This is a genomic window from Halarchaeum rubridurum (assembly GCF_014647115.1).
In the GTDB taxonomy this organism is placed as follows: Archaea; Halobacteriota; Halobacteria; order Halobacteriales; family Halobacteriaceae; genus Halarchaeum; species Halarchaeum rubridurum.
Genome location: NZ_BMOO01000004.1, coordinates 136801 through 160991, shown reverse-complemented (window position 1 = coordinate 160991; position 24191 = coordinate 136801). Strand labels below are relative to the sequence as shown.

Annotated in this window: 21 protein-coding genes and 1 pseudogene; 10 read left to right on the top strand and 12 right to left on the bottom strand. The window is 70.0% G+C overall.

Features of this window, described 5'->3' with window-relative positions:
- Nucleotides 1-44 precede the first annotated feature (44 nt).
- The gene (gene mutS, locus IEX84_RS09645) at nucleotides 45-2681 is read right to left on the bottom strand and encodes a DNA mismatch repair protein MutS (protein WP_188872307.1); all 2637 of its coding nucleotides are present in this window, start codon (nucleotides 2679-2681) and stop codon (nucleotides 45-47) included.
- A 177-nt stretch (nucleotides 2682-2858) separates the two neighbouring features.
- Between mutS and IEX84_RS09640 the strand changes: the two genes are divergently transcribed.
- From IEX84_RS09640 to IEX84_RS09620, 5 genes are all read left to right on the top strand, one after another.
- Nucleotides 2859-3479, top strand: a complete 621-nt coding sequence (locus tag IEX84_RS09640) for a DsbA family oxidoreductase (protein WP_188872305.1) — start codon at nucleotides 2859-2861, stop codon at nucleotides 3477-3479.
- A gap of 218 nt (nucleotides 3480-3697) precedes the next feature.
- A complete protein-coding gene (gene katG, locus IEX84_RS09635) occupies nucleotides 3698-5860 on the top strand; it encodes a catalase/peroxidase HPI (RefSeq protein WP_188872303.1) in 2163 nt (720 codons plus the stop codon).
- Between the two features lie 166 nt (nucleotides 5861-6026).
- Nucleotides 6027-6479 (top strand): GtrA family protein, encoded by a 453-nt coding sequence (locus IEX84_RS09630; RefSeq protein ID WP_188872301.1) that lies wholly within the window; start codon nucleotides 6027-6029, stop codon nucleotides 6477-6479.
- Nucleotides 6480-6521: 42 nt separating this feature from the next.
- Nucleotides 6522-8294, top strand: a complete 1773-nt coding sequence (locus tag IEX84_RS09625) for a P-loop NTPase family protein (RefSeq protein ID WP_229732352.1) — start codon at nucleotides 6522-6524, stop codon at nucleotides 8292-8294.
- 39 nt (nucleotides 8295-8333) lie between these two features.
- Complete coding sequence (locus IEX84_RS09620; RefSeq protein ID WP_188872299.1) at nucleotides 8334-9317, top strand: hemolysin family protein; 984 nt, start codon at nucleotides 8334-8336, stop codon at nucleotides 9315-9317.
- A gap of 79 nt (nucleotides 9318-9396) precedes the next feature.
- On the opposite strand, the gene IEX84_RS09615 is transcribed toward IEX84_RS09620, so the two are convergent.
- From IEX84_RS09615 to IEX84_RS09605, 3 genes are all read right to left on the bottom strand, one after another.
- Complete coding sequence (locus tag IEX84_RS09615; protein WP_188872297.1) at nucleotides 9397-9987, bottom strand: 50S ribosomal protein L15e; 591 nt, start codon at nucleotides 9985-9987, stop codon at nucleotides 9397-9399.
- Between the two features lie 448 nt (nucleotides 9988-10435).
- Complete coding sequence (locus IEX84_RS09610; protein WP_188872295.1) at nucleotides 10436-11344, bottom strand: serine/threonine-protein kinase RIO2; 909 nt, start codon at nucleotides 11342-11344, stop codon at nucleotides 10436-10438.
- Between the two features lie 65 nt (nucleotides 11345-11409).
- Nucleotides 11410-12171, bottom strand: coding sequence for a GAF domain-containing protein (locus tag IEX84_RS09605; protein ID WP_188872293.1), 762 nt, complete (start codon nucleotides 12169-12171; stop codon nucleotides 11410-11412).
- 111 nt (nucleotides 12172-12282) lie between these two features.
- On the opposite strand from IEX84_RS09605, the gene IEX84_RS09600 reads away from it, so the two are divergent.
- Entirely contained in the window at nucleotides 12283-13431 is a 1149-nt protein-coding gene (locus IEX84_RS09600; protein ID WP_188872291.1) for a methionine synthase, read from the top strand.
- 3 nt (nucleotides 13432-13434) lie between these two features.
- Here the strand turns inward: IEX84_RS09600 and IEX84_RS09595 are convergent, their stop codons facing one another.
- The 4 genes from IEX84_RS09595 to IEX84_RS09580 all read right to left on the bottom strand — a co-directional run bounded on the left by IEX84_RS09595 (nucleotide 13435) and on the right by IEX84_RS09580 (nucleotide 17253).
- Entirely contained in the window at nucleotides 13435-14547 is a 1113-nt protein-coding gene (locus IEX84_RS09595; protein WP_188872288.1) for a FecCD family ABC transporter permease, read from the bottom strand.
- A 6-nt stretch (nucleotides 14548-14553) separates the two neighbouring features.
- Entirely contained in the window at nucleotides 14554-15726 is a 1173-nt protein-coding gene (locus IEX84_RS09590; RefSeq protein ID WP_188872286.1) for an ABC transporter substrate-binding protein, read from the bottom strand.
- A gap of 125 nt (nucleotides 15727-15851) precedes the next feature.
- Nucleotides 15852-16688 carry a helix-turn-helix transcriptional regulator gene (locus tag IEX84_RS09585; protein ID WP_188872283.1) on the bottom strand — a complete coding sequence of 279 codons (837 nt, stop codon included), beginning with the start codon at nucleotides 16686-16688 and terminating at the stop codon, nucleotides 15852-15854.
- A 142-nt stretch (nucleotides 16689-16830) separates the two neighbouring features.
- Nucleotides 16831-17253 carry a hypothetical protein gene (locus IEX84_RS09580; protein ID WP_188872281.1) on the bottom strand — a complete coding sequence of 141 codons (423 nt, stop codon included), beginning with the start codon at nucleotides 17251-17253 and terminating at the stop codon, nucleotides 16831-16833.
- A gap of 88 nt (nucleotides 17254-17341) precedes the next feature.
- On the opposite strand from IEX84_RS09580, the gene IEX84_RS09575 reads away from it, so the two are divergent.
- A complete protein-coding gene (locus tag IEX84_RS09575; protein ID WP_188872279.1) occupies nucleotides 17342-17662 on the top strand; it encodes a tRNA-binding protein in 321 nt (106 codons plus the stop codon).
- A gap of 116 nt (nucleotides 17663-17778) precedes the next feature.
- Here IEX84_RS09575 and IEX84_RS09570 read toward each other — a convergent pair whose 3' ends face one another.
- Complete coding sequence (locus IEX84_RS09570) at nucleotides 17779-18312, bottom strand: redoxin domain-containing protein (RefSeq protein WP_188872277.1); 534 nt, start codon at nucleotides 18310-18312, stop codon at nucleotides 17779-17781.
- A gap of 91 nt (nucleotides 18313-18403) precedes the next feature.
- Between IEX84_RS09570 and IEX84_RS09565 the strand changes: the two genes are divergently transcribed.
- Both IEX84_RS09565 and IEX84_RS09560 read left to right on the top strand, forming a co-directional pair.
- Entirely contained in the window at nucleotides 18404-19282 is an 879-nt protein-coding gene (locus IEX84_RS09565; RefSeq protein WP_188872275.1) for a deoxyribonuclease IV, read from the top strand.
- A 267-nt stretch (nucleotides 19283-19549) separates the two neighbouring features.
- Nucleotides 19550-20335 (top strand): annotated as a pseudogene (locus tag IEX84_RS09560) (class I SAM-dependent methyltransferase); the annotation flags it as partial.
- 133 nt (nucleotides 20336-20468) lie between these two features.
- Here the strand turns inward: IEX84_RS09560 and IEX84_RS09555 are convergent.
- Nucleotides 20469-21107, bottom strand: coding sequence for a DUF7095 family protein (locus tag IEX84_RS09555; protein ID WP_188872271.1), 639 nt, complete (start codon nucleotides 21105-21107; stop codon nucleotides 20469-20471).
- A gap of 126 nt (nucleotides 21108-21233) precedes the next feature.
- On the bottom strand, nucleotides 21234-21839 hold the full coding sequence (locus IEX84_RS09550; RefSeq protein ID WP_188872269.1) for a TetR/AcrR family transcriptional regulator: 606 nt from the start codon (nucleotides 21837-21839) through the stop codon (nucleotides 21234-21236).
- Nucleotides 21840-21951: 112 nt separating this feature from the next.
- Between IEX84_RS09550 and ncsA the strand changes: the two genes are divergently transcribed.
- On the top strand, nucleotides 21952-22923 hold the full coding sequence (gene ncsA / locus IEX84_RS09545; RefSeq protein ID WP_188872267.1) for a tRNA 2-thiolation protein NcsA: 972 nt from the start codon (nucleotides 21952-21954) through the stop codon (nucleotides 22921-22923).
- 94 nt (nucleotides 22924-23017) lie between these two features.
- Here ncsA and ftsZ read toward each other — a convergent pair whose 3' ends face one another.
- Nucleotides 23018-24190, bottom strand: coding sequence for a cell division protein FtsZ (gene ftsZ / locus IEX84_RS09540; RefSeq protein ID WP_188872265.1), 1173 nt, complete (start codon nucleotides 24188-24190; stop codon nucleotides 23018-23020).
- Nucleotide 24191: the final 1 nt, after the last annotated feature.

Sequence of the window (24191 nt, the reverse complement as noted above, 5' to 3'; positions counted from 1 at the left end):
CACGATATGCAGATGGACGCGGTAGTTGATCAAATATTTCTGCCTTAGAGCTCCCGCTGGAGCCTGTTCAGCGTCGTCAACGCCTCGATGGGCGTCATCTCCGCGAGGTTCAGCGCCGCGAGCTCGTCCAGCACCGCGGCGTCGGCGTCCGCGTTCCCGCCGTCGGCGCTGGCGCTCGCGTCGGCGGTTGTGGCTTCGGTTGCGTCTATCGCTGCGCCCGTCTCTGCGTCCGTGTCCCCGTCCTCCTCGTCCACGGCTTTCGCGCGTTCGGTGACGACGTCGCGCGCTCGCTCGACGACGCCCGGCGGGACGCCGGCCTGTTCGGCCACCTCGATGCCGTAGGAGGCGCTCGCCGCGCCCTCGGCGACCTCGTGGACGAACGTGACGTCGTCGCCCTCGCGCGCCGCGCGGAAGTGGAGGTTGCGCGCGCCGTCGAGGTCGTCGGCGACCGCCGTGAGGTCGTGGTGGTGCGTGGCGAACAGGGTGTACGCGCCGACCTCGTCGTGGAGGCGCTCCGTGACGGCCTGCGCGATGGCGTAGCCGTCCGCGGTGCTCGTCCCGCGCCCGACCTCGTCGAGCACGACGAGGGAGTTCTCTGTCGCGTCGCGGAGGATGTCCGCGAGCTCGGTCATCTCGACCATGAACGTCGAGCGCCCGCCCGCGATGTCGTCGCTCGCGCCGACGCGCGTGAACACCCGGTCGACGAGCGGGACGCGCGCGGCGCGCGCCGGCACGAAGCTCCCGAGTTGCGCGAGCACCGCGACGAGCGCCGCCTGGCGCATGTACGTCGACTTCCCGCTCATGTTCGGCCCCGTCACGACCGCGAGCGGCGTCTCGCGCGTGAGCGAGAGGTCGTTCGGCACGAACGACTCCTCCGTCCGCTCGACGACGGGGTGTCGCCCGCCCTCGATCTCGAAGCCGTCCGCGCCGACCTCGGGCCGGCAGTAGTCGTACTGGGCCGCGACGGCCGCGAGCGAGCAGAGCGCGTCGAGCGCGGCGAGGGCGTCCGCGACCCGCTGGACGCGCTCGGCGGCCTCGCCGACCTCCCTGCGGACCTCCCGGAAGAGGTCGAGTTCGCGGTCGTCCGCGCGCGCCGAGGCGTTCAGTATCTCCTCCTCGCGCTCCTTCAACTCGGGCGTGACGAAGCGCTCCGAGTTCTTCAGCGTCTGCCGGCGCTCGTAGTTCTCCGGGACCGAATCGAGGTTCGGGTTCGTCACCTCGATGTAATACCCGTGGACGGAGTTGTGCCCGACCTTCAGCGAGTCGATGCCGGTGCGCTCGCGTTCCTGGGTCTCTAAGTCGTCTATCCACTGCTCGCCGTCGCGTCGCGTCCCCCGGAGGTCGTCGAGCGCCTCGTCGTAGCCGTCCGCGATGATGCCGCCCTCGGTGAGTTCGCGCTTGGGGTTCTCGTGGATCGCGTTCCCGATGAGCTCGCGGACGTCGTCGAGGCCGTCGAGACGACTACGTAGATCGCACAGGAGGTCGCTCTCCGCGTCCGCGAGCTCGTCGATGACCCCCGGAACGACGTCGAGCGTCGCCTTCAGCGAGCGGAGGTCGCGGGCGTCCGCGCGGCGGCGCGACACCTTCGAGATGAGGCGTTCGAGGTCGTAGACGTCCGCGAGGTCGTCCGCGAGGGCGTCGCGCGTGAGGGGGTCGGAGACGAGTTCGCCGACGGCGTCGTGGCGCGCCTCGATGCGGTCGGCGTCGACGAGCGGGCGGCGGAGCCAGTCCTTCAGCCGCCGCGCGCCGAGCGCGCACGCCGTCTCGTCGAGGACGTCCACGAGCGCCGTGCCCTCGCTCCCGTGGACGCTCCGGCGCTCGAAGAGTTCGAGCGAGCGCAGCGCGACGCCATCGAGCACCATGTACTCGCGGGGGTCGTAGCGCGTCAGGTGCGTGAGGTAGTCGAGGCGGTCGTCCTCGCCCTCGCCGCCGCGGGTGTACTCGGCGTACGCGAGCAGCGCGCCGCAGGCCCGTACCTCCGCCTCGCCGCCGAGGTGGGCGTCCGGCGACCCGAAGTAGTCCGCGACGCGCCCGCGCGCCGCGTCGGCCGCGAACGCCCCGGGGTCGTACGCGGTGACCATGCAGTCGTCGGCGAAGCAGTCGGCCGAGGCGTCGGGGCCGACGATGGCCTCCGCGGGGTCGAAGCGCGCGATCTCGTCGCGCACGGTCGCCGCGGCGTCCGGGCCGGTCGCCACGAAGTCGCCCGTCGAGACGTCGAGGAAGGCGAGGCCGTACCCCTCGTCGCCGCGCGTCAGGCTGGCGACGAAGTTGTTGTCGTCCGAGCGCAGGAGCTCGGTCTCGGTCAGCGTCCCGGGCGTGACGACGCGCGTCACGGAGCGCTCGACGATGCCGCTGGCCTCGTCGGGGTCCTCGACCTGGTCGGCGACCGCGACGCGGTAGCCCGCCTCCAGCAGGCCCTCGATGTAGGAGGCCGCGCTGTCGATGGGGATGCCCGCCATCGGGTAGCTCCCCGTCGAGTCCTCGCGTTTCGTCAGCGTGATCTCCAGGATGCGCGCCGCCGTCTCCGCCGCCTCGCAGAAGAGTTCGTAGAAGTCCCCGACCTGAAAGAGCACGAGCGAGTCGTCGTACTCCGCACAGAGGTCGTGGTACTGGGCCATCATCGGCGTCAGCTCCTCCCGGTGGTCGGCCATCGCCGCCGGTGGTCCCAGAGCCGCGTCCATACCGCTAGGTGAGCGCGCCGCCGCGGAAATACCCATCGCGTCGGGCGACTCCGGGCTCCGAGTTCGGTCGTCGCTCCCCGTCACCCCTCCACGTCTCGCCGGCCGCTGTCGGTCGTCGCTACCCGCCGTCCGTGCCGGGGCCGCCGGCTTCTTTCCGCCTCGGCGCGTTCTCTCCCCATGGCCGAGACCATCACCGTCTTCTCGGATTACGTCTGCCCCTTTTGCTACCTCGGGCGACGCTCGCTCGCCGAGTACCAGGCGTCCCGCGAGGAGGACCTGGAGATCGACTGGCACCCCTTCGACCTGCGCTCGAATCAGCGCGATGATGAGGGCGAGGTCGTCCGCGAGAGCGGGCACGACGACGAGTACTACGAGCAGGCCAGACAGAACGTCGAGCGCCTCCGCGAGGAGTACGACGCCGACGAGATGGCGTCGGCGTTCGCCAGCGACGAGGTCGACTCCCTCGACGCGCAGGTCGCCTCCTACCACGTGAAGGAGACGCGCGACTACGAGACGTGGCTCGACTTCGACCGGGCGCTCTTTACGGCGCTCTGGGAGGAGGAGCGCGACATCGGCGACGTCGACGTCCTCGCCGACATCGCCGACGAGGTCGGAATCGGCCCCGAGGAAATCCGCGAGGCGGTGGCGGACGAGGACCTCCGCGAGACGCTGAAAGCGAAGTTCGGGGAGGCCCACCAGCAGGGCGTCACGGGCGTCCCGACGTTCGCGTACGAGGGGTACGCGGCGCGCGGCGCGGTCCCGCCCGAGCAGCTCCGCCGGCTCGTCGAGGGCGAGTAGCGACTCCCCCGCCGCCGATAGTCGCCCGGCGGTCGCCACTCCCCTCTTCGGCGGGTACTTCCGGCCGTCGCCGCGTGGCTTCCCCCCCTCTCGACGCGCTATTCACAAACTATTGTTTCCGGTACGCAAAGACTCGGGCGCCACGGGGAAAATTACGGTCGCGTATCGAAAGCAATCGGTATGTTTATGCTCATAACGCGTGTGCAATCGCGTACAAGATGACCTGGTCAAATCAGGAGTGGTGGCCGGAGCTGCTGCGACTGGACATCCTCGACGACAACGCCGCGGAGCTCGACCCGTACGGTGAGGACTTCGACTACGCCGAGGCGTTCCAGGAGCTCGACCTCGACGAGGTGAAGTCGGACATCCAGGACGTGATGACCGACTCGCAGGAGTGGTGGCCGGCCGACTACGGGACCTACGGTCCGCTGTTCATCCGGATGGCCTGGCACAGCGCCGGGACGTACCGGACCATCGACGGCCGCGCGGGCGCGTCCGGCGCGCTTCAGCGGCTCCCCCCGGAGAGTAGCTGGCCCGACAACGTCAACCTCGACAAGGCCCGCCGCCTGCTCCAGCCGGTCAAGCAGAAGTACGGCCGTGCGCTCTCGTGGGGCGACCTCATCGTCCTCGCGGGGAACGTCGCCCTCGAAACCATGGGCTTCGAGACGTACGGCTTCGCCGGCGGCCGCGTGGACGAGTACAAGTCCAACGAGGCCGTCGAGTGGGGCCCCGAGACCGAGTGGGAGACCACCGACCCCGAGCGCTTCGAGGACGAGGAGGTCGGGAACCTCAAGGACCCGCTCGCCAACACCGTGATGGGCCTCATCTACGTGAACCCCGAGGGCCCCTACGGCGAACCGGACCTCGAGGGCTCGGCGGCGAACATCCGAGAGGAGTTCTCCCGGATGGCGATGGACGACGAGGAGACCGTCGCGCTCATCGCCGGCGGCCACACCTTCGGGAAGGTCCACGGTGCCGACGACGAGACGGAGGTCGGCCCCGAACCCGAGGCCGCCCCGATGGAGGATCAGGGCCTCGGCTGGGACCACGACTTCGAGAAGGCCGGCATGATAACGAGCGGCATCGAGGGGCCGTGGAACTCCGCGCCCACCATGTGGGACACGGGCTACGTCGACAACCTCCTCGAGTACGAGTGGGAACCGCACAAGGGCCCCGGCGGCGCGTGGCAGTGGCGGCCCGCCAGCGAGGAAGAGCGTGAGGACATCGAGAAGGCCCCCGCCGCCCAGGACTTCGACGAGTCCGAGCAGCCGATGATGCTCACCACGGACGTCGCCCTGAAGCACGACGAGGACTACCGCGAGGTCCTCGAGAACTTCAAGGAGAACCCCGAGGAGTTCCAGCAGGCCTTCGCCCGCGCGTGGTACAAGCTCATCCACCGCGACATGGGCCCCGCCCAGCGCTTCCTCGGTCCCGAGGTCCCCGACGAGGAGTTCGTCTGGCAGGACCCCATCCCGGACGCCGACTACGAGACCGTCGGCGAGGACGAGGTCGCGGAACTCGAAGCCGCGATCCGCGACGCCGACCTCTCGCGCACCGACCTCGTCAAGACCGCGTGGGCGTCCGCCTCGACGTACCGCGACAGCGACAAGCGCGGCGGCGCGAACGGCGCGCGCATCCGCCTCGAACCCCAGAAGAACTGGGAGGCGAACGAGCCCGAGGCGCTCGCCGACGTCCTCGACACCTACGAGGAGCTTCAGGCCGAGTTCAACGAGTCCCGCGACGACGACGTCCGGGTCTCCCTCGCGGACCTGATCGTCCTCGGCGGCAACGTCGGCGTCGAGGACGCGGCCGCGGACGCCGGCTACGACGTCGACGTCCCCTTCGAGCCGGGTCGCACGGACGCCACCGCCGAGCAGACGGACGCCGACTCCTTCGAGCCGCTGGAGCCGAAGGCCGACGGCTTCCGGAACTACCTCGGTGACGGCGACTGGAACGACCTCTACGACACCCTCGAGGAGCGCATGGTCGATAAGGCCGAACTCCTCAACCTCTCCGTCACGGAGCTGACGGCGCTCGTCGGCGGGATGCGCGCGCTCGGCGCGACCTACGACGACACCGACCGCGGCGTCCTCACGGACGACCCCGGCGCGCTCACGAACGACTTCTTCGTCAACCTGCTCGACATGGACTACGAGTGGGAGCCCGTCTCCGACGACGAGCAGGTCTTCGAGGGCTACGAGCGTGACAGCGGCGAGCAGGTCTGGGAGGCCACGCGCTTCGACCTCATCTTCAGCTCCAACGCCCGCCTCCGCGCTCACGCGGACGTCTACGCGGCCGAGGACGGCGAGGAGAAACTCGTCGAGGACTTCGTCGAGGTCTGGCACAAGGTCATGACCCTCGACCGCTTCGACCTCGACTGACGCTTCCCGGGGCCACCGCCCCACTCCGTCCGGGCCGGCGACCGACCGCCGGCCCACCCCTCTTCCCCTGCGGTTTTTCGTTTTCCGTCTTCCGCGACGCGCTCACCCCGCCGAGCCGCGACAACCTTTATCCGTCTCACGGCGATACTGTCCTCCAGTCTCGGTCATGACCGACTCCACGCTCGCGCGCGTCGAGGCGGCGCTCGAAACCGCCGCCAGACGCGCCGGCGTCGGACGGTTCTGCCGGCCCGAGCGCGCCGTCCGCGTCTTCGAGTTCGGAGCCGTCGGGTTCTCGGGGGCGATACTGAACGTCGTCCTCCTCCTCGCCACGCTCGGCGACGCCCCCTACGTCGTCTCGGCGTTCGTCGCCTTCTTCGGGGCCGCGACGTGGACGTTCGCGCTCAACAGCCGCTACACCTTCGAGGCGACCGATAAGCTCAGACGGCGCTTCGTCCGCTACCTCGGCGTCTGCACGCTCGGCTACCTCGTCTACACGGCGGTCCTCACCGCGGGTCTGCGGTGGCTCGCCGCCCCCTACTGGCTCGCGTCGCTCTCCGCGGTCACGGGCGGCGGGCTCTGCAACTACGTCGGGAGCGAGTGGTACGCGTTGACGTCGTAGGGGAACGGTACGGTTTTTCGCCCCGCGCGCCACGGGGTCGGTATGGGACTACAGGACTACTGGGGGGTCGGCCCGAAGACCGCCGCGCTCCTCACGGAGTCGCTCGGTGAGCGGGCGGCGGTCCGCGCCATCGAGTCCGCCGACGTCGGCGCGCTCGTGGAGGCCGGCGTCCCCGCGGGGCGCGCCACCCGTATCCTCCGCCGCGCGACGGACGACGGCGACGCGGACGTCTTCGCCACCGACGACGCGCGCGACGTCTACAACGGCGTGCTCGACGCCGCGACCGACCACGCCCTCACGGACCGCGCCCGCGACCGCATCCGCGTGCTCGCGCCGCTCGACACGCACGCGGCCGCCGAGCGGCGCCTCGACGAGATCGACGCGGCCATCGAGACGTGGCGCGGGCTGAACGACGCCGAGCGCGAGGCCGCCGTCGACGCCTTCGCCGAACACGAGAGCCGCGAGGCCGGCGACCGCGCGGCCGTCGAGACCGCGCTCGCGCTCGTGGAGGCCGGTCTCACCGAGGGGACGTTCGCCGCGTTCGCGGACCTCGATGCCGAGGCGCTGCGCGACGCCGCGGCCGCGCTCCGCTACCGCGAGGGTGACGCGGGCGTCCGCGAGGGGTACGACGACCGCCTCGACGCTCTCCGCGAGCAGGCCGACGCCGTCGAGCGCCTCGCGGCCGACACCGTCGCGGTCCTCGACGACGTCCGCTCGGGCGACGTCCGCGGCCCCGACGCCTTCCGCGAGGCCGTCGTCGAGCACGTCGTGGACGCGACGGGCGTCGAGGCGGCCGCCGTCCGCGAGCACGCCGCGACGGAGGCGAGCGACGCCGCCGACTTCGTGAGCACGACGCTCCGCTCGCTCGCCGACGCGCGCCGCGAGGCCGCCACCGAACGCGAAGCCACCGTGCGCGACGACCTCGACGCCGCCGTCGCCGACGCCGAAGCCGACGTCGAGGCGGCCGCCGACGCCGTCCCCGACGCCGCCTTCGCCTGCTCGCTCGCGCGCTTCGCCATCGCCTCCGACCTGACGCGGCCCGAGTACACCGAGGACGCGACGCTCGCCGTCGTCGGCGCGCGTAACCTCGACCTCCGCACCCAGGGCGTCGACGTCCAGCCCGTGACGTACGCGCTCGGCGACCACGGCTTCGCGGGGCCGCCCTCGGGCGACCGCGTGAGCGTCCTCACGGGCGCGAACTCCGGCGGGAAGACGACCCTCCTGGAGACGCTCGCCGAGGTGGCGACGCTCGCCTCGCTCGGCCTCCCCGTGCCCGCCGAGCGCGCCCTCGTCGGCGACTTCGACCGCCTCGTCTTCCACCGCCGCCACGCGAGCTTCAACGCCGGCGTCCTGGAGACGACGCTGCGCTCCGTCGTCCCGCCGCTCGCCGCCGACGGGCGCACCCTCATGCTCGTCGACGAGTTCGAGGCGATCACCGAACCCGGGAGCGCCGCCGACCTCCTCCACGGGTTGGTCTCGCTCACCGCCGACCGCGACGCCCTCGGCGTCTACGTCACCCACCTCGCGGACGACCTCGACCCGCTCCCCGGCGTCGCGCGCATCGACGGCATCTTCGCGGAGGGGCTCGCCGGCGACCTCGCGCTCGAAGTCGACTACCAGCCCCGCTTCGGCGTCGTCGGCCGCAGTACGCCGGAGTTCATCGTCGAGCGCCTCGTGGCGAACGCCGACGACGCCGACCGCGCGGCGTTCGGGACGCTCCGCGACGCGCTCGCGGATGCTGACGCGGACGCGGACGCCGACGAGGCGGCCGACGCCGACGCCGATACCGGGACCGGGACCGAAGTCGACGAGTAGGCGCGAGCGCTTACGGTCCGCGCGCCCCACGCCTCCCGTATGGTCGAGCCCACCTTCCTCGTGCTCGCGGGCGTGTTCTGTCTCCTCCTCCTCGCCTGCAGCGCGTTCTTCTCGTCCGCCGAAATCGCCGCGTTCTCCCTCCAGTGGCACCGCGTCCAATCGCTCGCCGCGAGCGGGGACCGGCGTGCGCGCGCCCTCCGGGACCTCCGCGAGGACCCGAACCGCCTGCTCGTCACGATACTCGTCGGCAACAACGTCGTCAACGTCGCCTTCTCGACGGTGATCGCCACGCTCACCGTGTCGCTCTTCGCTCCGGGGCCCGCCATCGTCGCCGCGACCGTCGTCACGAGCGTCCTCGTCCTCCTCTTCGGCGAGGTCGCCCCGAAGGCGTACGGCGTCGCGCACGCCGAATCGTGGGCGCTCGCCGTCGCCCGCCCCGTCGCCCTCCTCGAACGCACGCTCTCGCCCGTCGTCTGGGCGTTCGACGTCGCCTCCGACGCCATCACCTCGCTCCTCGGCGGTGCCGACGCCGTCCCGCCCTACGTCACCCGCGAGGAGATACGCGCGCTCCTCGTCACCGGCGCGCAACTCGGCGTCGTCAACGCCGACGAACGCGAGATGGTCCACGCCGTCCTCGACCTCGAACAGACCGCGGTCGAGGAGGTGATGACGCCGCGCGCGGCCGTCGTCGCCGTCCCCGCGAGCGCCACCCCCGCGGACGCCCGCGACGCCTGCCTCGACGCCGGTGTCGACGCCGTCCCCGTCTACGGCGACGACCTCGACGACGTCCGCGGCGTCGTCTCCCTCGCCGACGCCGAACGCGCCGTCGCCGCCGACGCGCCCCTCGCCGAGGTCCTCGCCGACGCGTCGTTCGCCCGCGAGTCGTGGACGGTCGACGACCTCCTCGCGGAGTTCCGGGAGACGGGGGCGTCACTCGCCGTCGTCACCGACTCGCGCGACCGCGTCACCGGCGTCGTCACGCGCTCGGACGTCGCCGACGAAGTCGTCTGGCGGGGTCGCTGAGGGGGGCGCGCGGCCAGCGCGTGGACTCACAGCGCGGCCGCTACGGGGCGTGGAAAACGGGAGAAACGGAACTGCGGTGTTACTTCTTGCGCTGCGTCCCGCCGTTCTTCGAGGGGCGGGTCTTCTCGGTGCCCTTCCCGCGCTTGCGGAGGCCGCGGCCCTTGCGGCCGGCGGAGGTGAGACCGCGGAACGCGCGGTTCTCCTGGCTGTTGTTGGCGATCCAGCCGAGGTCGTCGTCGTTCTGGATGGCGGGGTGCTCCGGGTCGAGGAGGATGACTTCGAACCACTTCTGCGAGCCGTCCTCACCCACCCAGTAGGAGTTGAGCACGCGGAGGTTGCGGTACTTCCGGGAGGCGCGCTCCTCGGAGATGCGCTGGAGGTTCTTCGCGCGGCCAATGCGGTTGACGCCCTGGCGCTTCGTGCGGCGACCGGCCTTGTGGCGCTGCTGGCGCGCCGTCCCCTTGCGGATGGCGACGCGGGCGACGACGACGCCCTGCTTGGCCTTGTAGCCGAGTTCGCGCGCCTTGTCGAGGCGCGTCGGGCGCTCGACGCGCTCGATGGCGCCCTGGTCGCGCCACTCCTGCTTTCGCTGCCACTGCAGCTCGGCGAGTTTGCCCTCGCCGGGCTGCTTCCACGCGTCCTTGATGTGGGAGTAGAAGCTTCGTGCCATAGTGTGTCCGCGGGCGCTTGCGATTCAGTGCGCGGGGCGCACCACATTTCGTCCCGTCGCGGCGACGCCGCGGCGGGTGCCCGTCGGGCCCGCGCCGACGAGTTAGTGGTTCTTCCCTCGTGACGAGGTTAAGGCCTTCGGAAACGGATGCGGGACTGGCCGGTCGCCGGTGCGAACGCCGTCCTCGCACCGAGAGACGCAGGGGAAGGAGAGCGCACAGCGGGGACCGGGCCGTCCGGCCGACGACCCGGGGAGGCTTACGGAGCCGTCGAGCGCAGATTCGCTCGCGGGCTCCGACACGGCGACGATACCGCGACGTGCCGTCGTCCGCGTGTATGCCACGAACGAGCCTCCGCCTGATCCGTCGGACCGCGGGTATATACCGGTTTTTCGAGATAGTGCGGGAGTTCGGTCCGAATCGGGCACAAATTCGACCGGAATGTCCGCGCTACGCCGGGTAGTCCCGGACGCTCGTGAAGGCGTCGTCGGCGACGGCGTCCGCGACGGCCTCGACGTCCGTCTCGGGCGTCGGGTTCGGGTACTTCCGGCGGAAGTAGGAGACGATGTTTCGGACGTCCCGCCCGAGGAACTCCCGAGCGTTCTCGTGGTCCGTCGGGACGGACTGGGGCCAATCGAAGAGCAACACGCCGTCCTCGCGGACGAAGACGTTGTACTCGCTGATGTCGGCGTGGACGTACCCCTCGTCGTACGCCTTGGCTATCTCGCGGAGGATCAAGTCGAGGACGCCGACGACCTGGTCGTCCTCGAGTTTCGCGCGGTTGAGTTCGACGCCGTCGACCTTCTCCATCACGATGGCGTGGCGGTTCTGGTCGATCGGCCGCGGGACGTTCACGTCCGGGTAGAGCGCGTGGAGCGCGTCGTGTTCGCGCTCGGCGGCCTTGCGCGCCGTGTAGAACCACGAGACGTGGTCGTTGTCGCTCGTGTAGTCGCGCTCCTTTTGGACCTCGCGGAAGTTCGTGTACCCCTCGCGGTGGAACTTGAGCGCCATGGGCTTGTACGACTCCACCTCGAAGACGTCGCTCTCCTTGCCGACGCCGAGCGGCGCGCCGAAGCCCGAGACGGTCTCGCGCTCCGCGAACGCCTTCAGCGCGAGGACGTCGTACCCCTCGAAGGTGAGCCGGAACCCCTCGTACTGAATCGTCTGGCGCTCGACCAGTCCGCGGTCCTCGACGCGGTCGAGGCGGTAGTCGACCTCCTCGGCGGTGAGGCGCGCGAAGTCCGGGAGCTTCTCGCGGGCCACCCACTCCGAGAAGCGCATCCCGTGCTCGACGCCGGAGAGGAGGTTGAAGTCCTCCTGTTCGAGCGCCGCGACGTCCTCGGCGACGTTCCGTACCATCTCCCTCCGGGTAGGTCGGCGCGCGATAAAAGCCCCGCGACACCCCCCGAGACGCCCCGCGTCCCTCAGGTCGCGCCGTAGCGCTCGACGTGGCGCGCGGTCTGCTCGGCGAGGCGTTCGAGCACCGCCGCGTCCGCCTCGTCGAAGGCCCCCGCCTCGTCGTCGGCGACGCAGAGCATCCCGACGCGCTCGCCGCCCGCGACGAGCGGTGCGCCCGCGTAACTGGCGAGGTCCGGGGCGACCCGTGCCCCGCGCTCGGATGCAGTGACGTCGTCGACGGCGAGCACGCCGTCGTTCGTGATACCGTGCGCGCAGACGGCCCGCCCGCGCTCGCGGTCGGGGAGGTCGACGCCCTCCGCGGTGAGGAAGGTCTCGTGGCGCTCCCCGACGAGGCCGACGAACGCCGCGCGGGCGTCGAGACACTCGCGCGCCGTCGTCGTCATCCCCCGGAGGTGCGCGCGCAGCGTCGGGTCGTCGAAATCGTACGCTCCCAGCGCGTCGAGGCGCGCGCGCTCGCTCGCCGGGACGGGATAGCCGCGCCACCCCTCGGCGACGGCGCGCCGGAGCGTCCCCGCCGTCGTCTCGTCGTCGGTCGTCGGGTCCGCGACGACGCAGGCCGCGTCGTTCGCACGAATTAGCCCCGCGAGCGCTTCGCTCCCCGCGACGTCCGCGCCCGCGAGGAGCGCGTCCGCGTCCCCCACGTCCGCCGCCTCGTCGATTCGTCTGTGCGATGCGTCGATGCCGTCGGCGGCCCCCACCGCCGGTCCGGCGCGTTCCGTCGTGTCGGTCGTCACGTGGACGACCGAGAGCTCCCCCTCGTCGCTCACGGGCGAAAATGCGGGTGCGTCCCTTGATAACCTGTCGGCCGGCGGGCCACACGTCCCGCGCGTCAATACCACTAGTTATATTGTGACAGAGGATTATTCTCGTAGTACATCATGACGGACGACGAGATTCGAACGACGCACATCGGTAGCCTCCCCCGGCCGCCCGAACTCCTCGACCTCCTGACGGCGAAACAGGACGGCGAGGACGTCGACGACGCGGCGTGGGAGCGCGCGACGACGGAGGCGACGCACGACGTCGTCCGGCGGCAGCTCGACGTCGGCCTCGACTCGATAAACAACGGCGAGCAGCCCCGCGTCTCCTTCAACTGGTACGTCCAGAACCGCCTCAGCGGTATCGAGGGCACCCGCGAGACGGAACTCTGGGCGGACCTCCAGGACTACCCCGAGTACGCCGACGAGACGTTCAAGACGGACGTCATCGACCTCTCCGAGCAGCCGGTCGTCACCGGCCCCATCGAGTACACGGGACACGAGGAGGCCGAAGCGGAGATTCGGGGCTTCCGTGACGCGCTCGACGACCTCGACGCGGACCCCGCGGACACCTTCATGACCGCCGCGTCGCCGAGCGTCGTCACCTCCACGCACGTCAACGACTACTACGACGCCTACGACGACTACCTTGGCGACGTCGCCGCCGCGATGAAAGAGGAGTACGAGCTCGTCGCGGACGCGGGCTTCACCCTCCAGATAGACGCCCCCGAACTCCTCACCGCGGGCCAGACCGAGGCCTTCCGTGAGGCGTCCATCGAGGACATCCGCGGGGCGACGCGCCGCCACGTCGAGGCGCTCAACGACGCCCTCGAAAACGTCCCCGAAGAGCAGGTCCGCCTCCACACCTGCTGGGGGAGCTACGAGGGCCCCGGCCACCTCGACGTCGACCTCGTCGACATGCTCCCCGTCATCTACGAGGCGGACATCACGGGGCTGAGCGTCGAGCAGGCGAACCCGCGCCACCAGCACGAGTACCGCGCGTTCGCCGAGGAGCCGGTTCCGGACGGCTGGACGCTCATCCCCGGCGTCGTCGACGTGAAGACGAACATCATCGACCACCCGGAGACCATCGCGGACCGCATCGAGCGCGTGGCGGACGCCGCGCCGGACGACACCGAAATCGTCGCCGCGCCCGACTGCGGCTTCGGTACGCAGGCCGGCCTCGGGATGGTCAGCCCCGAAATCGCGTGGGCGAAACTCGACGCGCTCGTCGAGGGCGCGGCGCTCGCCACCGAGCGGCTCTACTGAACGTCAGACGGAGCCGAGGTCCTTCTTTTTCCGCATGAGGTAGAGGAAGTAGGGGCCGCCGACGAGGCCCGTGATGATGCCGACGGGGAGTTGGACCGGGCTGAGCGCGAGGCGCGCGCCGACGTCCGCGCCGACGAGGAGCGCCGGCCCGAGGAACAGACACCCGAGGAGGAGGCGCTGCGAGTCGCTCCCGACGATGTTGCGCACCATGTGCGGGACGATGAGGCCGACGAACCCCACCAACCCGGCGACGGCGATGGCGGCGGCCGTCGAGAGGATGGCGATGCCCGCCACCGCGAAGCGCATCTTTTCGACCGGCATCCCGAGCGACCGTGCGGTCTCCTCGCCGAGCAACAGGACGTCCAGGTGACGCGTCACGGCCAGCGCGAGCGCGAGCGCGAGGACCGTAAACGGGAGCGCGAGGCGCACCTGTCCCCAGTCGGTGCCAAGCAGGGAGCCCGACAACCACGCTTGGGCGGACATGACGACGCTGAGGTCGTCGATGAAGAAGAACAGCGCGCGCTGGACGGAGCCGAACACCGTTCCGACGACGACGCCCGCCAGGACGAGCCTGACGGGACTGGTGCCGTTCTTCCACGCGATGGCGTAGACGATGAGGAACGCTATCGCGCCGCCGAGGGCGGCCAGCACCGGCATCACGGGGAGCAGACTCGACACGAACGTCAGCGTGACGAGGACGACGAGGCCCGCGCCGTCGCTGATTCCGAGGACGTACGGGCTGGCGAGTTCGTTGCGCGTGACGATCTGGAAGATGGCGCCCGAGACCGCGAGGTTCGCGCCCACCAGAATCCCGACGAGGATACGCGGGAGGCGGATGTTCCAGACGATGAGCTGCTGGCGGGTGAACCACTCCGGGAGGCCGCCGCCGAGCAGGAAGGCGTGCCACGCCGCCGTGCTGAACAGGACCTCAGGGTCGAAGACCGTGTGCCACGCCTCGGCGAGCGTGAGCGGATACGCCCCGAAGCTCACCTGGAGGAGCGTCGCGCCGAGGAGGACGGCGAGGCTTCCGAGCGCGACCGCGGCCAGCTTCGAGTTCGCGTACCACTCGTCCCACGCCGCGCGCCGCTCGGCGAGCGCGTCAGAAACCTTGCCCATCGAGCGTCAGAACTCGCGGTGGACGACGTCGAGGAGGCGCTGGCGGTCGAAGAGCCGCTCGTCCTCGGCGAGGTCGCCGACGGGACCCGGCCACTCGCCGAACGTGTCGGGATAGACCTGCTTGGCGACGGCTTCCGTCGAGAACATATCGACGATGGGGCCCATGTACTGACCGGCGCTCCGGACGACGTTCCCGTTCCGGACGGCGCTGAGCTGCTGGCCGTTCTCGTTGTTCTCGAAGGGCTCGACGACGGTGTTCACGAACTCCTCGTGGGTCGCGGAGGTGAGCATCCCGACGGCACCGATGTAGTCCGGGTCGACGTCGAGGAGCTCCTCGTAGCCGATGGGGCCGTCCGGGTAGTGGCCCTCGAAGGCGTCCCGCATCCCGAGGCGGTAGTAGGACTTCGTGTTGTTCCCGAGGCGGTGGAGGGGGGCGATGCGGAACTGTCCCGAATCGGGGCTGACGCCGCGCCAGATGGCGGCAATCGTCGGGCGCTCGTCCTCCGGCGGGAGGCCCTCCTCGATGGTGCGCATCAGGTCGTCGTGCATCGACTGCCAGGCCTCGAACTGCCGGTGGCGCTGGAAGACCGTGGCGTACTTCTCGAAGGCCTCGTAGAGCGTGTACGGGTTCGGCGACTCGGAGACGGCGGCGGTCGGCGCGAACCGCAGCGGCGTCCCGAGGAAGGGGCCGGTCTGCGACTCGATCTCCTCGTAGTCGGCGTCGTCCCAGCTCGTGAAGCGCGCGAGCGTGCTCTTGGGGATGAGCCAGACGTCCGCGTTCGCCGCGTAGAAGTTCTCCTTGTCGTAGCCGGATTCGGCACCGCTGGCGAGCTTGGTGACCTCGCTCTCGTCGAAGTCGAGGCCGAGGAGGTCGTAGAACTTCAGGGGCGCGCGTTCGAGGCCGGTCGTCGCGCTCGGGTGAATGCCGAGCGCCATCCCGACGTCGAGCAGCGGCCCGGAGACGACGCCGTACGTCTCGGGGACTTCCTCGAACGTGTAGGGGTCGTTCGGTTCGATGTGGACCGTGTACGGCGTCGTTCCGTCCGACGACTCCGTCCCCGCATCTGTGCTCGTCGCCTCGCTCGTGGTCGTTTCGTCGCCACTACCGCCGCTGCAGCCGGCGAGGCCGGCCGCGACGAGGCTCGCACCGCTCGCGAGCACGCGCCGTCTTCGTACCATGTCCTTTTGGTTCGCCTAAAACGACTTAGTGCCTCCCGGCGTTCGGTGTAACACGCCGCGATACGCGTAACACGGTGTGAAGCCCGTCGGTACTCCCCCCCTCACTCGGCCCGCCCCCGCGCGTCTCAGTCGCCGACCGCGGTCGGCTGGGCGGCGTACGGGGCGGCGCGCGTCCGCGTCCGCTCGAAGCGCTCGCGCGCCCACTCGCGGACGGCCGGGTGGTCGCACTCGATGACGTCGAAGCCGCCGCCGCGCTCGCGGGGGAGTGAGAGATAGACGGTCTCGTCGTCGACGAGGTCGACGTTGCAGGGGAACGGTTCCTCGACGCTGTAGTAGACGTGCGTCCCCGCGTTCGCCTCGATTGCGCGGACGCAGTCCGCGATCCCGTCGTCGTCGCGGACGACGGACTCGGTGCCGCCGCCGAAGACGATCTCCGCGTCCGGTTCGTCCCCGGTCCGCATCGCCTCCGCGTACGCGTACAGGGGGAGGCTGACGAACGACCCGACGAGCGCCCGGACCGTGTCCGCGCCGCGGACGGCGTTCGCCACGGTTCGCGCCGCCGCGAGCGGATCCGCGTGTTCGTCGGCGACGAGCGACCCCTCGGCGAGGTGGCGCGCGTCGAAACCGAACCACTCCGTGGGGAGGTGCCCGACGATGTCCGGGTACGACTCGCCGAGCGACACCGTCCCCAACAGCCGCGCGAGGTCGTCGTACACGAGCCCGCCGTACTCCGTCAGGGCGTACTCGTTGCCGTCCTTCTCGATCCAGCCGCGCTCTTCGAGGTCGCCGAGGATACGGCTCAGCGTCACCCGCGCGACGCCCGTCGCCGTCAGCAGCGTCTCGCGCGTTCGCGTCCCGTCCGCGAGCAGTTCGAGGACGTGAACGCGGTGCTCCGAGCGCGCGAGGAAGGCCACCGTCTCGACGGCGTCGGTCCGCGTCCCGTCCGTGTTCTTCGTCTTCATCTCCCTGCTGACACGTATTTTAGGACGGCCTAAACCAGTTTCCATCGGTCCGCCATCGCGGCGGGGTGGCGCGGCTCCCGGTCCCCGCGGACGAACGCGCACGCCGAGTCGTACCCGCTTGCGCGTCTCCCCCGTGTCGCGTTTACGCGTCGTCGTCCGTGTACTGGTCGTAGAGGACGCTCCCGAGGCTGGTGGCGTCCCGGACCTCCGTCGTGTCGTCGCGCGCCGCGGTCGCGCCGACGACGCCCGCGTCCTCCAGTTCGCTGACGCGCTGTTCGATCTCCGCCTGCACGTCTCCCAAGAGCGCGTCCGGGACGTCCGTGATGTCCTCGGGTCCGTCGAGGGGCTCCTCGCGGACGACGCGCCACTCCCGTGCCGCGGGGTCGTAGTCGACGGCGCGCAGGCCGCTCTCCGTGACGAAGACGATTGCGGTGATGAGTTGCGTCTCGCGCTCCGGGTAGTGGAAGGCGTTCACGGGGCGGACGTCGGCGAACCGACCGGATGCCGAGAGCGCCATCACCTCGTCGTGCGAAAGCGGGCGCGCCGGCAGCGACTCGAAGGCCATACGCGTCCGTGCGTCTCGACCCACAAGCCTCGTTCGGAACCCGGCCGCGAGGCGAAGCTTGAAGCCTCGCCCGCCCGCGCCACGACGTATGAGCAGCCCGCTCGACACGACGGTCCGCGTCGGCGAGATTCGCGCCGCAGAACGCTTCGAGGAGGCCCGCAAGCCCGAGCTCTTCAAACTGGAGATAGACCTCGGCGACGAGACACGCCACTCCGCCGCGCAACTCGGCTACAACCACGACCCCGAGGACGTCGTCGGCCGACAGGTGCTCTGCGCCGTCGATCTGGGGACCGTGAACATCGCGGGCTTCGAGTCCGACGCGCTCACGCTCGGCGTCCCGGACGACGACGGCCACCCGATGCTCGTCGGCCCCGACGAAGCGGTGCCACTCGGCGGCGAACTCTACTGAGCAGGAGTGCTATGGGACGGGGAGCCCCGCGGTCGGTATGAGTCTGAACAGTGACCGCGCGGCCGCACCGCATCCGTCCTTTAGGTCTACCTAAATCATCAAAAGCGTTTCGCCCCTCACTCGAATCCGAAGGTCTCCGGGCCCGCGTCCTCGTCGAGGGTGTCCTCCACGGCTGCCCGTATCTCCTCCAGGGGCGGTTGGTCGCGCGTCGGGTCGAGCGGGTGGTCGCCGACCCACCGGTAGCGAATCGTCCGGTCCGTATCGAGGAAGAAGACGGAGCGCTTCGAGCGTCGGAAGAGCCCGAACGTCCGGTAGTCGACGCCGAACGCCCGCGCGAGCGCGAGGTCGCGGTCGGCGTAGAGGGGGAAGTCGAGGTCGAGGTAGTCGATGAACCGCTTGTGGGTCGCGGCGTGCGAGCGCGAGACGCCGACGACCTGCACGCGCTCGTCGTGGGCGAACCAGCCGTAGTCGCGGAACGAACACCACTCCGCCATGCAGTCCGGGCTGAAGTCGTTCGTGTAGAAGGCGAGGAGCGTCGGCCGCTCGTCCGTCAACGCCGAGAGCGCGACGTCCGCCGTGCGCCCGTCCGGGCGGACGAGCGGGGCGGTCACGTCCGGGGCGACGTCCCCCACGGCGAGCGGTTCGCTCATAGTCGCCACACAGGGTTGCGGGACCGAAGTGCGTTCCGCCCGCGCGACGGACTCCGAAGCCCCTTTGCTCGCCGCCACCCTCCCCCCGAGCATGTCCCTCAACGTCGGCGCGCACGTCTCCATCGCGGGCTCGAAGACCTCGGGCGACCCCGAATCCCCGCCGGGCGACGGCATCGAGAACGCCGTCTGGCGACAGCGGAACGTCGGGGGCAACTGCGGGCAAATCTTCACGCACTCCCCGCAGGTCTGGCAGTCGCCGGACGTCGACGACGAGGAGGCCGCGGCGTTCCGCGACGCCAGCGCCGAACACGACGTCGGCCCGTGGGTCATCCACACCTCCTACCTCGTCAACCTCTGTACGCCCAAGGAGGACCTCCGCGAGAAGTCCCGGACGGCGATGCAAGAGGAGGTCGATGCCGCCCACGAGCTCGACATCCCCTACGTGAACGTCCACCTCGGCGCGCACACCGGCGCGGGCGTCGAGCAGGGCCTCGAAAACGCCGCCGGCGTCATCGACTCCCTCGACGTCCCCGACGACGTCACCATCCTCATCGAGAGCGACGCGGGCAGCGGTACGAAACTCGGCGGCGACTTCGAGCACCTCGCCACCGTCCTCGACCTCGCCGACACCCACCTCGACATCTGCCTCGATACCGCCCACGCCTTCGCCGCGGGCTACGACCTCTCCACGCCCGAGGGCGTCGCGGACACCCTCGCCGAACTCGACGACGTCGTCGGCCTGGAGCGTCTCAAGTACGTCCACCTCAACGACTCCAAGCACGAGTGTGGCACGAACAAGGACGAGCACGCCCACATCGGCGACGGCTACATCGGGGACGCGGGCTTCGAGGCCTTCCTGAACCACGAGGCGATCCGCGACGTCCCGCTCGCCCTGGAGACGCCGACGGAGGACGGGCGCTCGTACGCGTGGAACATCGAGCACGTGCGAGAGTTGCGTCGCGCTGAGTAACGCGAAGCGCGACGTTCTAGCGAACGGGGAGGGACGACCCGTGAGCTGTGTCGCGCTGAGTAACGCGAAGCGCGACGTTCTAGCGAACGGGGAGGGACGACCCGTGAGCTGTGTCGCGCTGAGTAACGCGAAGCGCGACGTTCTGGTGAGCGGGGAGGAACGACCCGTGAGCCGCGCTGGGTTGAGTAACGCGAAGCGCGACGTTCTGGCGAGCGGCGCAGCCGCGAGCGATAAGCGTTTCCTCCCTCCCGCACCTACGCGTTCGCAGTGAGACGGTTCTCCGCCGACTACCTGACGGACACCCGTCGCGGGATGTGGGCCGACCGGTCGGCGCTCGCGCCGCTCGCCCTCGACTCGCGGACGCGGGTCCTCGACGTGGGCTGTGGCACGGGCGAGCTGACGCGCGTCCTCCGCGAGGAGAGCGACGCCGAGGTGGTGGCGCTCGACGCCGACCCCGACCTGCTCCGGGCGGCCGACGCGGACGCGCGGGCGCTGGGCGACGCGACGCGTCTGCCCTTCCGCGACGACGCCTTCGACCTCGTGGTCTGTCAGGCGCTCCTCATCAACCTCCCGGAGCCCCGGGCGGCGCTCGCGGAGTTCGCGCGCGTCTCCGCGGACCTCGTGGCCTGCGTCGAGCCGGACAACGCCGAGGTCGTCGTGGAGTCGAGCGTCGCGGCCGAGGCCCCGCTGGCGAAGCGGGCGCGCGACACCTACATCGCGGGCGTCGAGACGGACGTCACGCTCGGGTCGAGCGCGGCCGCGCTCCTCCGCGAGGTCGGCCTCTCGGACGTCGAGAGCCGCCGGTACGAACACGAGCGGACGGTCCGACCGCCCTACGACGCGCCGGCGCTCGACGCCGCGAAGGCGAAGGCGGCGGGCACGCGTATCGAGGAGCAGGCGCCGACGCTCCGACGCGGCGGCCTCTCGCGGACCGGCGTCGACGAACTCAAGAGCGAGTGGAAGGCGATGGGCCGCGCCGTCGTCGACGCGATGGCCGCGGGGGAGTACGAGCGCCGCGCCGTCGTCCCCTTCTACGTCGTCGCGGGCCGCGTGGCGTCGGCCGACGAGAGCGGGGGCGAGAGTGCGGACGAGGCCGACGGCGACGACCCGCGCGAGAGCGGGGGCGACGCGGACGCGGGCGAGACCGATACCGAACGCGACGCCGTCGACGTGCCCGAGTCCTGACTCAGACGACGTCGCCGCGCACCGTCGTCCCTTCCTGTTCCGCTTCGTAGGCGCGCATCGCCGCGGCGGCCGTCTCGGCCTCCTCGTCGTCGAAGCCGAGCATCCCGAGGGCGTCTTCGAGCGTCGGGAAGGCGAGCGCGCCCTCGCGGAGTTTGTCGAGCGTCTCGTCGTCGCGTCGCCCCTCCGCGTAGAGGCAGACGCCCCGCGGGTCGATGACCTGCTCGTAGTTCCCGGCGGCTCGCGCCCCTTCGGCGCGTTGGGTGACGTTGCGCTCGAAGCCCGTGTTGCACACCTCCAGGTGAACGGGTTCGCCCTCGGGGAGGAGTTGGGCGGCGAGGCACTTCTCGGGGGCGACGTAGCCGCTGTCGTCCGTGCGCACCCACTCGGGGTGTTCGCGCGCCCACGCGGCGTCGACGGTGCGGCCGAGGCCCTCCACGCCGTACTCGGCGTCGAGGTCCGGGGCGGGCTCACCACCGAAGAGGAGGTCCTTCGTGACGTAGACGTCGAGACGCGTGAGCGGGTCCTTCCCGAGCGCGACCTCGCCGTAGACCCAGCACTCCGTGACGGGCACGGGGAGGTCGCCGTCGCTCACCGTATCGAGGACACGCTCGACGTGATCCAGCGCGGCGTCGCGGTCCATACGGCACGAAGGCGCTCGGACCACAACGCGTTTTCCCTCTCGCTCTTCCCCGTTTCCTCTCGCTCTCTCCTTTTCTTCTCGCCTCTCTCCTTTTCTTCTCGCCTCTCCTTCGTTTCCCGCCGCTCTCTACTCCTCGTCGGCGACGAGGTGCGAGCGGACGTAGCCGTCGATGGCTCGTCTGGTGTGCGCGACGGTGTCGCCGCTGCCGAAGAGCACGCTCCGCGAGCGCGCGCCGTCGATCATCACGAGAATCGTCTCGGCGACGCGCTCGGGGTCGACGTCGCGGAAGACCCCGCTCTCGACGCCCGCGGCGACCGTGTCGGCGAGCAGCCCGACGAGATGCTGGTCGTTCGCCGCGAACGCCTCGCGGTACGCCTCGACGTACGGGGCCTGCGAGCGGAGTTCGAGCATCGCGATTTGGAAGTCCTCGGACTCCTCGGGGCCCGAGAGGAGGATGTCGACGAGGGTGTCGAGGCGCTCGCGCGGGTCGTCGCCGTCGTTCGTCTCCTCGACCTTGGCGAGGAAGCCGTCGAGGAGGTAGTCGAGGAACGCCACCAACAACTCCTCTTTCGTGTCGTAGTGGTAGTGGATGAGCGACTTCGACTTCGAGAACTCGTCGGCGATGGCCTGCATTGTCAGGTCCGCGTAGCCGTGCTCGCACAGCGCCCGGTACGTCGCCTCCATGATGGCCGTCTGCGTCTCCGAGCGTTCCGTTCCCGTGTCCTCGCCCATTTTCGTTGACTAATCACTTAGTCAAACAGGAAAGCGTATCGGTTCCCGCCGTTTTGCGTGTCCCCCGTCCCCTCCGTAATGGTGAAACGCGCGCGTCGACAACGGTGACGCGATGGAGTGCACGAAGTGCGACCGCGAGGCGGTCATGCACGCGGCGTACTCGGGGAACCACTTGTGCGAACACCACTTCCGCGAGTCCGTCGAGCGCCGCGTCCGCCGTCGCGTCCGCGAGGACGACCTCCTGCCGAGTTCCGCGACGCCCGAGGACCCTCAGACGTGGCTGGTCGGCCTCTCCGGCGGGAAGGACTCGGTCGTGCTCACGCAGATTCTCCACGAGACGTTCGCCGACGACCCCCGCGTCGAACTCGTCGCGCTCACCGTCCACGAGGGTATCGCCGGCTACCGCGACAAGAGCGTCGACGCCTGCGAGGAACTCACCGCCGACCTCGACATCGCCCACGAGGTCGTCTCCTACGCCGAGGAGTTCGACGTCGAGATGGACGACGTCGTCGAGAGCGACCCCGAGAACATGGCGGCCTGCGCGTACTGCGGCGTCTTCCGCCGCGACCTCCTCTCGAAGTACGCCCAGGGGTACGAGGCCGACAAACTCCTCACCGGCCACAACCTCGACGACGAGGCCGAGACCGCGCTGATGAACGTCTTCGAGGGGAACACGGAGCAGATGGCGAAACACTTCGACGCCTCGCTCGGCCCCTTCGACGAGCGCAACGCCCAGGCCGGGATGACGCCGCGCGCGAAGCCCCTGCGCGACGTCCCGGAGAAGGAGGTCGCGCTCTACGCCCAACTGCGAGACCTCCCGGTCCACATGGCCGAGTGTCCGCATTCGAGCGAGGCGTTCCGCGGCGAGATACAGGACCTCCTCCTCTCCCTGGAGGAGGCCCACCCCGGCACCCGACACAGCATCATGGCCGGCTACGAGGAGCTGGCGGCGATGGCCGCCGAGCGATACCGGAGCCCGGGGGACGAGTCCGACCTGAACGAGTGTGTGGAGTGTGGCGCGCCGACGACCCGCGAGGTCTGTCGGAAGTGCTACCTCGTCGACGCCGTCCACGCCGCCGACTGAGCCCACGTGTCGGACGCGCGCGTAAGACGCACGAAGACGCGCGGAACGCGGTCGCTGGCCGTTGGTACTGGCCGCGAAAAAGAACTGAACGGCGTTAGCGGATGACGTCGAGGCCGTTGTTCTGTTCGAGTTCGTCCTGGCCGCCGTCGCTCGTCGCGCCCTCCCAGTCCGAACTCCCGCCGGCGCTGTCCGCCTCGAAGTCCTGGAGTTCCGCGCGGGACTTATCGGCCTGCTTCTGCGTGGACGGGCCGAGCACCTGCGCGGACTGGACGCCGGTCATGATCGCCATGACGCGGACCTTGCCCTTGTAGTTGTCCTGGATGCGCGCGCCCCAGATGACGTTCGCGGAGTTGTCGAGGCGCTCCGTGATGTTGTCCGCGATGCCCTCGGCCTCTTTGAGCGTGAGGTCCGGTCCACCAGTAATGTGGACGAGTCCGCCGGACGCGCCGCGGTAGTCGACGTCGAGGAGCGGGTGGCTCATCGCGTCCTTCACGACCTCGTCCGTCTTGTTCTTGTCCTGCGTCTCGCCGACGAGCATCACCGCGACGCCGCCCTGGTTCATGATGGCGGTCATGTCGGCGTAGTCGAGGTTGATGAGCGACGGCTGGGTGATGGTCTCCGAGATTCCCTTCACGGTCTCCGCGATGATCTGGTCCATCACGGAGAACGCCTTGCCGATGGGGAGGTTCGGGACGTAGTCGAGCAGGCGGTTGTTGTCGAGGACGATGATGGAGTCCGCCTCGTCGCGGAGCTTCTCCAGGCCCTCCTCGGCCTTCACCGTGCGGGCGCGCTCGACGTTGAACGGCGTCGAGACCATCCCGACGACGATGGCGCCCTGCTCCTTTGCGATCTTGGAGACGACGGGTGCCGCACCCGTCCCCGTCCCGCCACCCATGCCGGCGGTGACGAAGACGAGGTCCGCGTCGCCGAGGACCTCCTTGATGGTTCCCTGGGCCATCTCGGTGGCGCGCTCGCCCATCGAGGGGTCCCCACCCGCACCGAGGCCGTTCGTCAGGGACTTCCCGACGAGTATCTTCGTGTCGGCCTCGATCATCTGCAGGTGCTGCTTGTCGGTGTTGATGGCGACGGTGTCCGCGCCCTCGACCCCGATGTTGTACAGCCGGTTGATCGTGTTGTTACCCGCACCGCCGGCACCGACGATGACGATTCGGGGGTCCCCGAACTCGCTGTCATCGCTGTCGACGTCGCTCAGGTCCCGCTGTTCTGCTTCGGCGTTTTCGAGGGCGTCGTTGACGATATCTTGCATC

What these genes read in the sequence shown, in the direction of transcription:
- mutS (WP_188872307.1), bottom strand. Translation starts at nt 2,681, where the DNA reads ATGGACGCGGCTCTGGGACCACCGGCGGCGATGGCCGACCACCGGGAG.
- IEX84_RS09640 (WP_188872305.1), top strand. Translation starts at nt 2,859, where the DNA reads ATGGCCGAGACCATCACCGTCTTCTCGGATTACGTCTGCCCCTTTTGC.
- katG (WP_188872303.1), top strand. Translation starts at nt 3,698, where the DNA reads ATGACCTGGTCAAATCAGGAGTGGTGGCCGGAGCTGCTGCGACTGGAC.
- IEX84_RS09630 (WP_188872301.1), top strand. Translation starts at nt 6,027, where the DNA reads ATGACCGACTCCACGCTCGCGCGCGTCGAGGCGGCGCTCGAAACCGCC.
- IEX84_RS09625 (WP_229732352.1), top strand. Translation starts at nt 6,522, where the DNA reads ATGGGACTACAGGACTACTGGGGGGTCGGCCCGAAGACCGCCGCGCTC.
- IEX84_RS09620 (WP_188872299.1), top strand. Translation starts at nt 8,334, where the DNA reads ATGGTCGAGCCCACCTTCCTCGTGCTCGCGGGCGTGTTCTGTCTCCTC.
- IEX84_RS09615 (WP_188872297.1), bottom strand. Translation starts at nt 9,987, where the DNA reads ATGGCACGAAGCTTCTACTCCCACATCAAGGACGCGTGGAAGCAGCCC.
- IEX84_RS09610 (WP_188872295.1), bottom strand. Translation starts at nt 11,344, where the DNA reads ATGGTACGGAACGTCGCCGAGGACGTCGCGGCGCTCGAACAGGAGGAC.
- IEX84_RS09600 (WP_188872291.1), top strand. Translation starts at nt 12,283, where the DNA reads ATGACGGACGACGAGATTCGAACGACGCACATCGGTAGCCTCCCCCGG.
- IEX84_RS09595 (WP_188872288.1), bottom strand. Translation starts at nt 14,547, where the DNA reads ATGGGCAAGGTTTCTGACGCGCTCGCCGAGCGGCGCGCGGCGTGGGAC.
- IEX84_RS09590 (WP_188872286.1), bottom strand. Translation starts at nt 15,726, where the DNA reads ATGGTACGAAGACGGCGCGTGCTCGCGAGCGGTGCGAGCCTCGTCGCG.
- IEX84_RS09585 (WP_188872283.1), bottom strand. Translation starts at nt 16,688, where the DNA reads ATGAAGACGAAGAACACGGACGGGACGCGGACCGACGCCGTCGAGACG.
- IEX84_RS09580 (WP_188872281.1), bottom strand. Translation starts at nt 17,253, where the DNA reads ATGGCCTTCGAGTCGCTGCCGGCGCGCCCGCTTTCGCACGACGAGGTG.
- IEX84_RS09575 (WP_188872279.1), top strand. Translation starts at nt 17,342, where the DNA reads ATGAGCAGCCCGCTCGACACGACGGTCCGCGTCGGCGAGATTCGCGCC.
- IEX84_RS09570 (WP_188872277.1), bottom strand. Translation starts at nt 18,312, where the DNA reads ATGAGCGAACCGCTCGCCGTGGGGGACGTCGCCCCGGACGTGACCGCC.
- IEX84_RS09565 (WP_188872275.1), top strand. Translation starts at nt 18,404, where the DNA reads ATGTCCCTCAACGTCGGCGCGCACGTCTCCATCGCGGGCTCGAAGACC.
- IEX84_RS09555 (WP_188872271.1), bottom strand. Translation starts at nt 21,107, where the DNA reads ATGGACCGCGACGCCGCGCTGGATCACGTCGAGCGTGTCCTCGATACG.
- IEX84_RS09550 (WP_188872269.1), bottom strand. Translation starts at nt 21,839, where the DNA reads ATGGGCGAGGACACGGGAACGGAACGCTCGGAGACGCAGACGGCCATC.
- ncsA (WP_188872267.1), top strand. Translation starts at nt 21,952, where the DNA reads ATGGAGTGCACGAAGTGCGACCGCGAGGCGGTCATGCACGCGGCGTAC.
- ftsZ (WP_188872265.1), bottom strand. Translation starts at nt 24,190, where the DNA reads ATGCAAGATATCGTCAACGACGCCCTCGAAAACGCCGAAGCAGAACAG.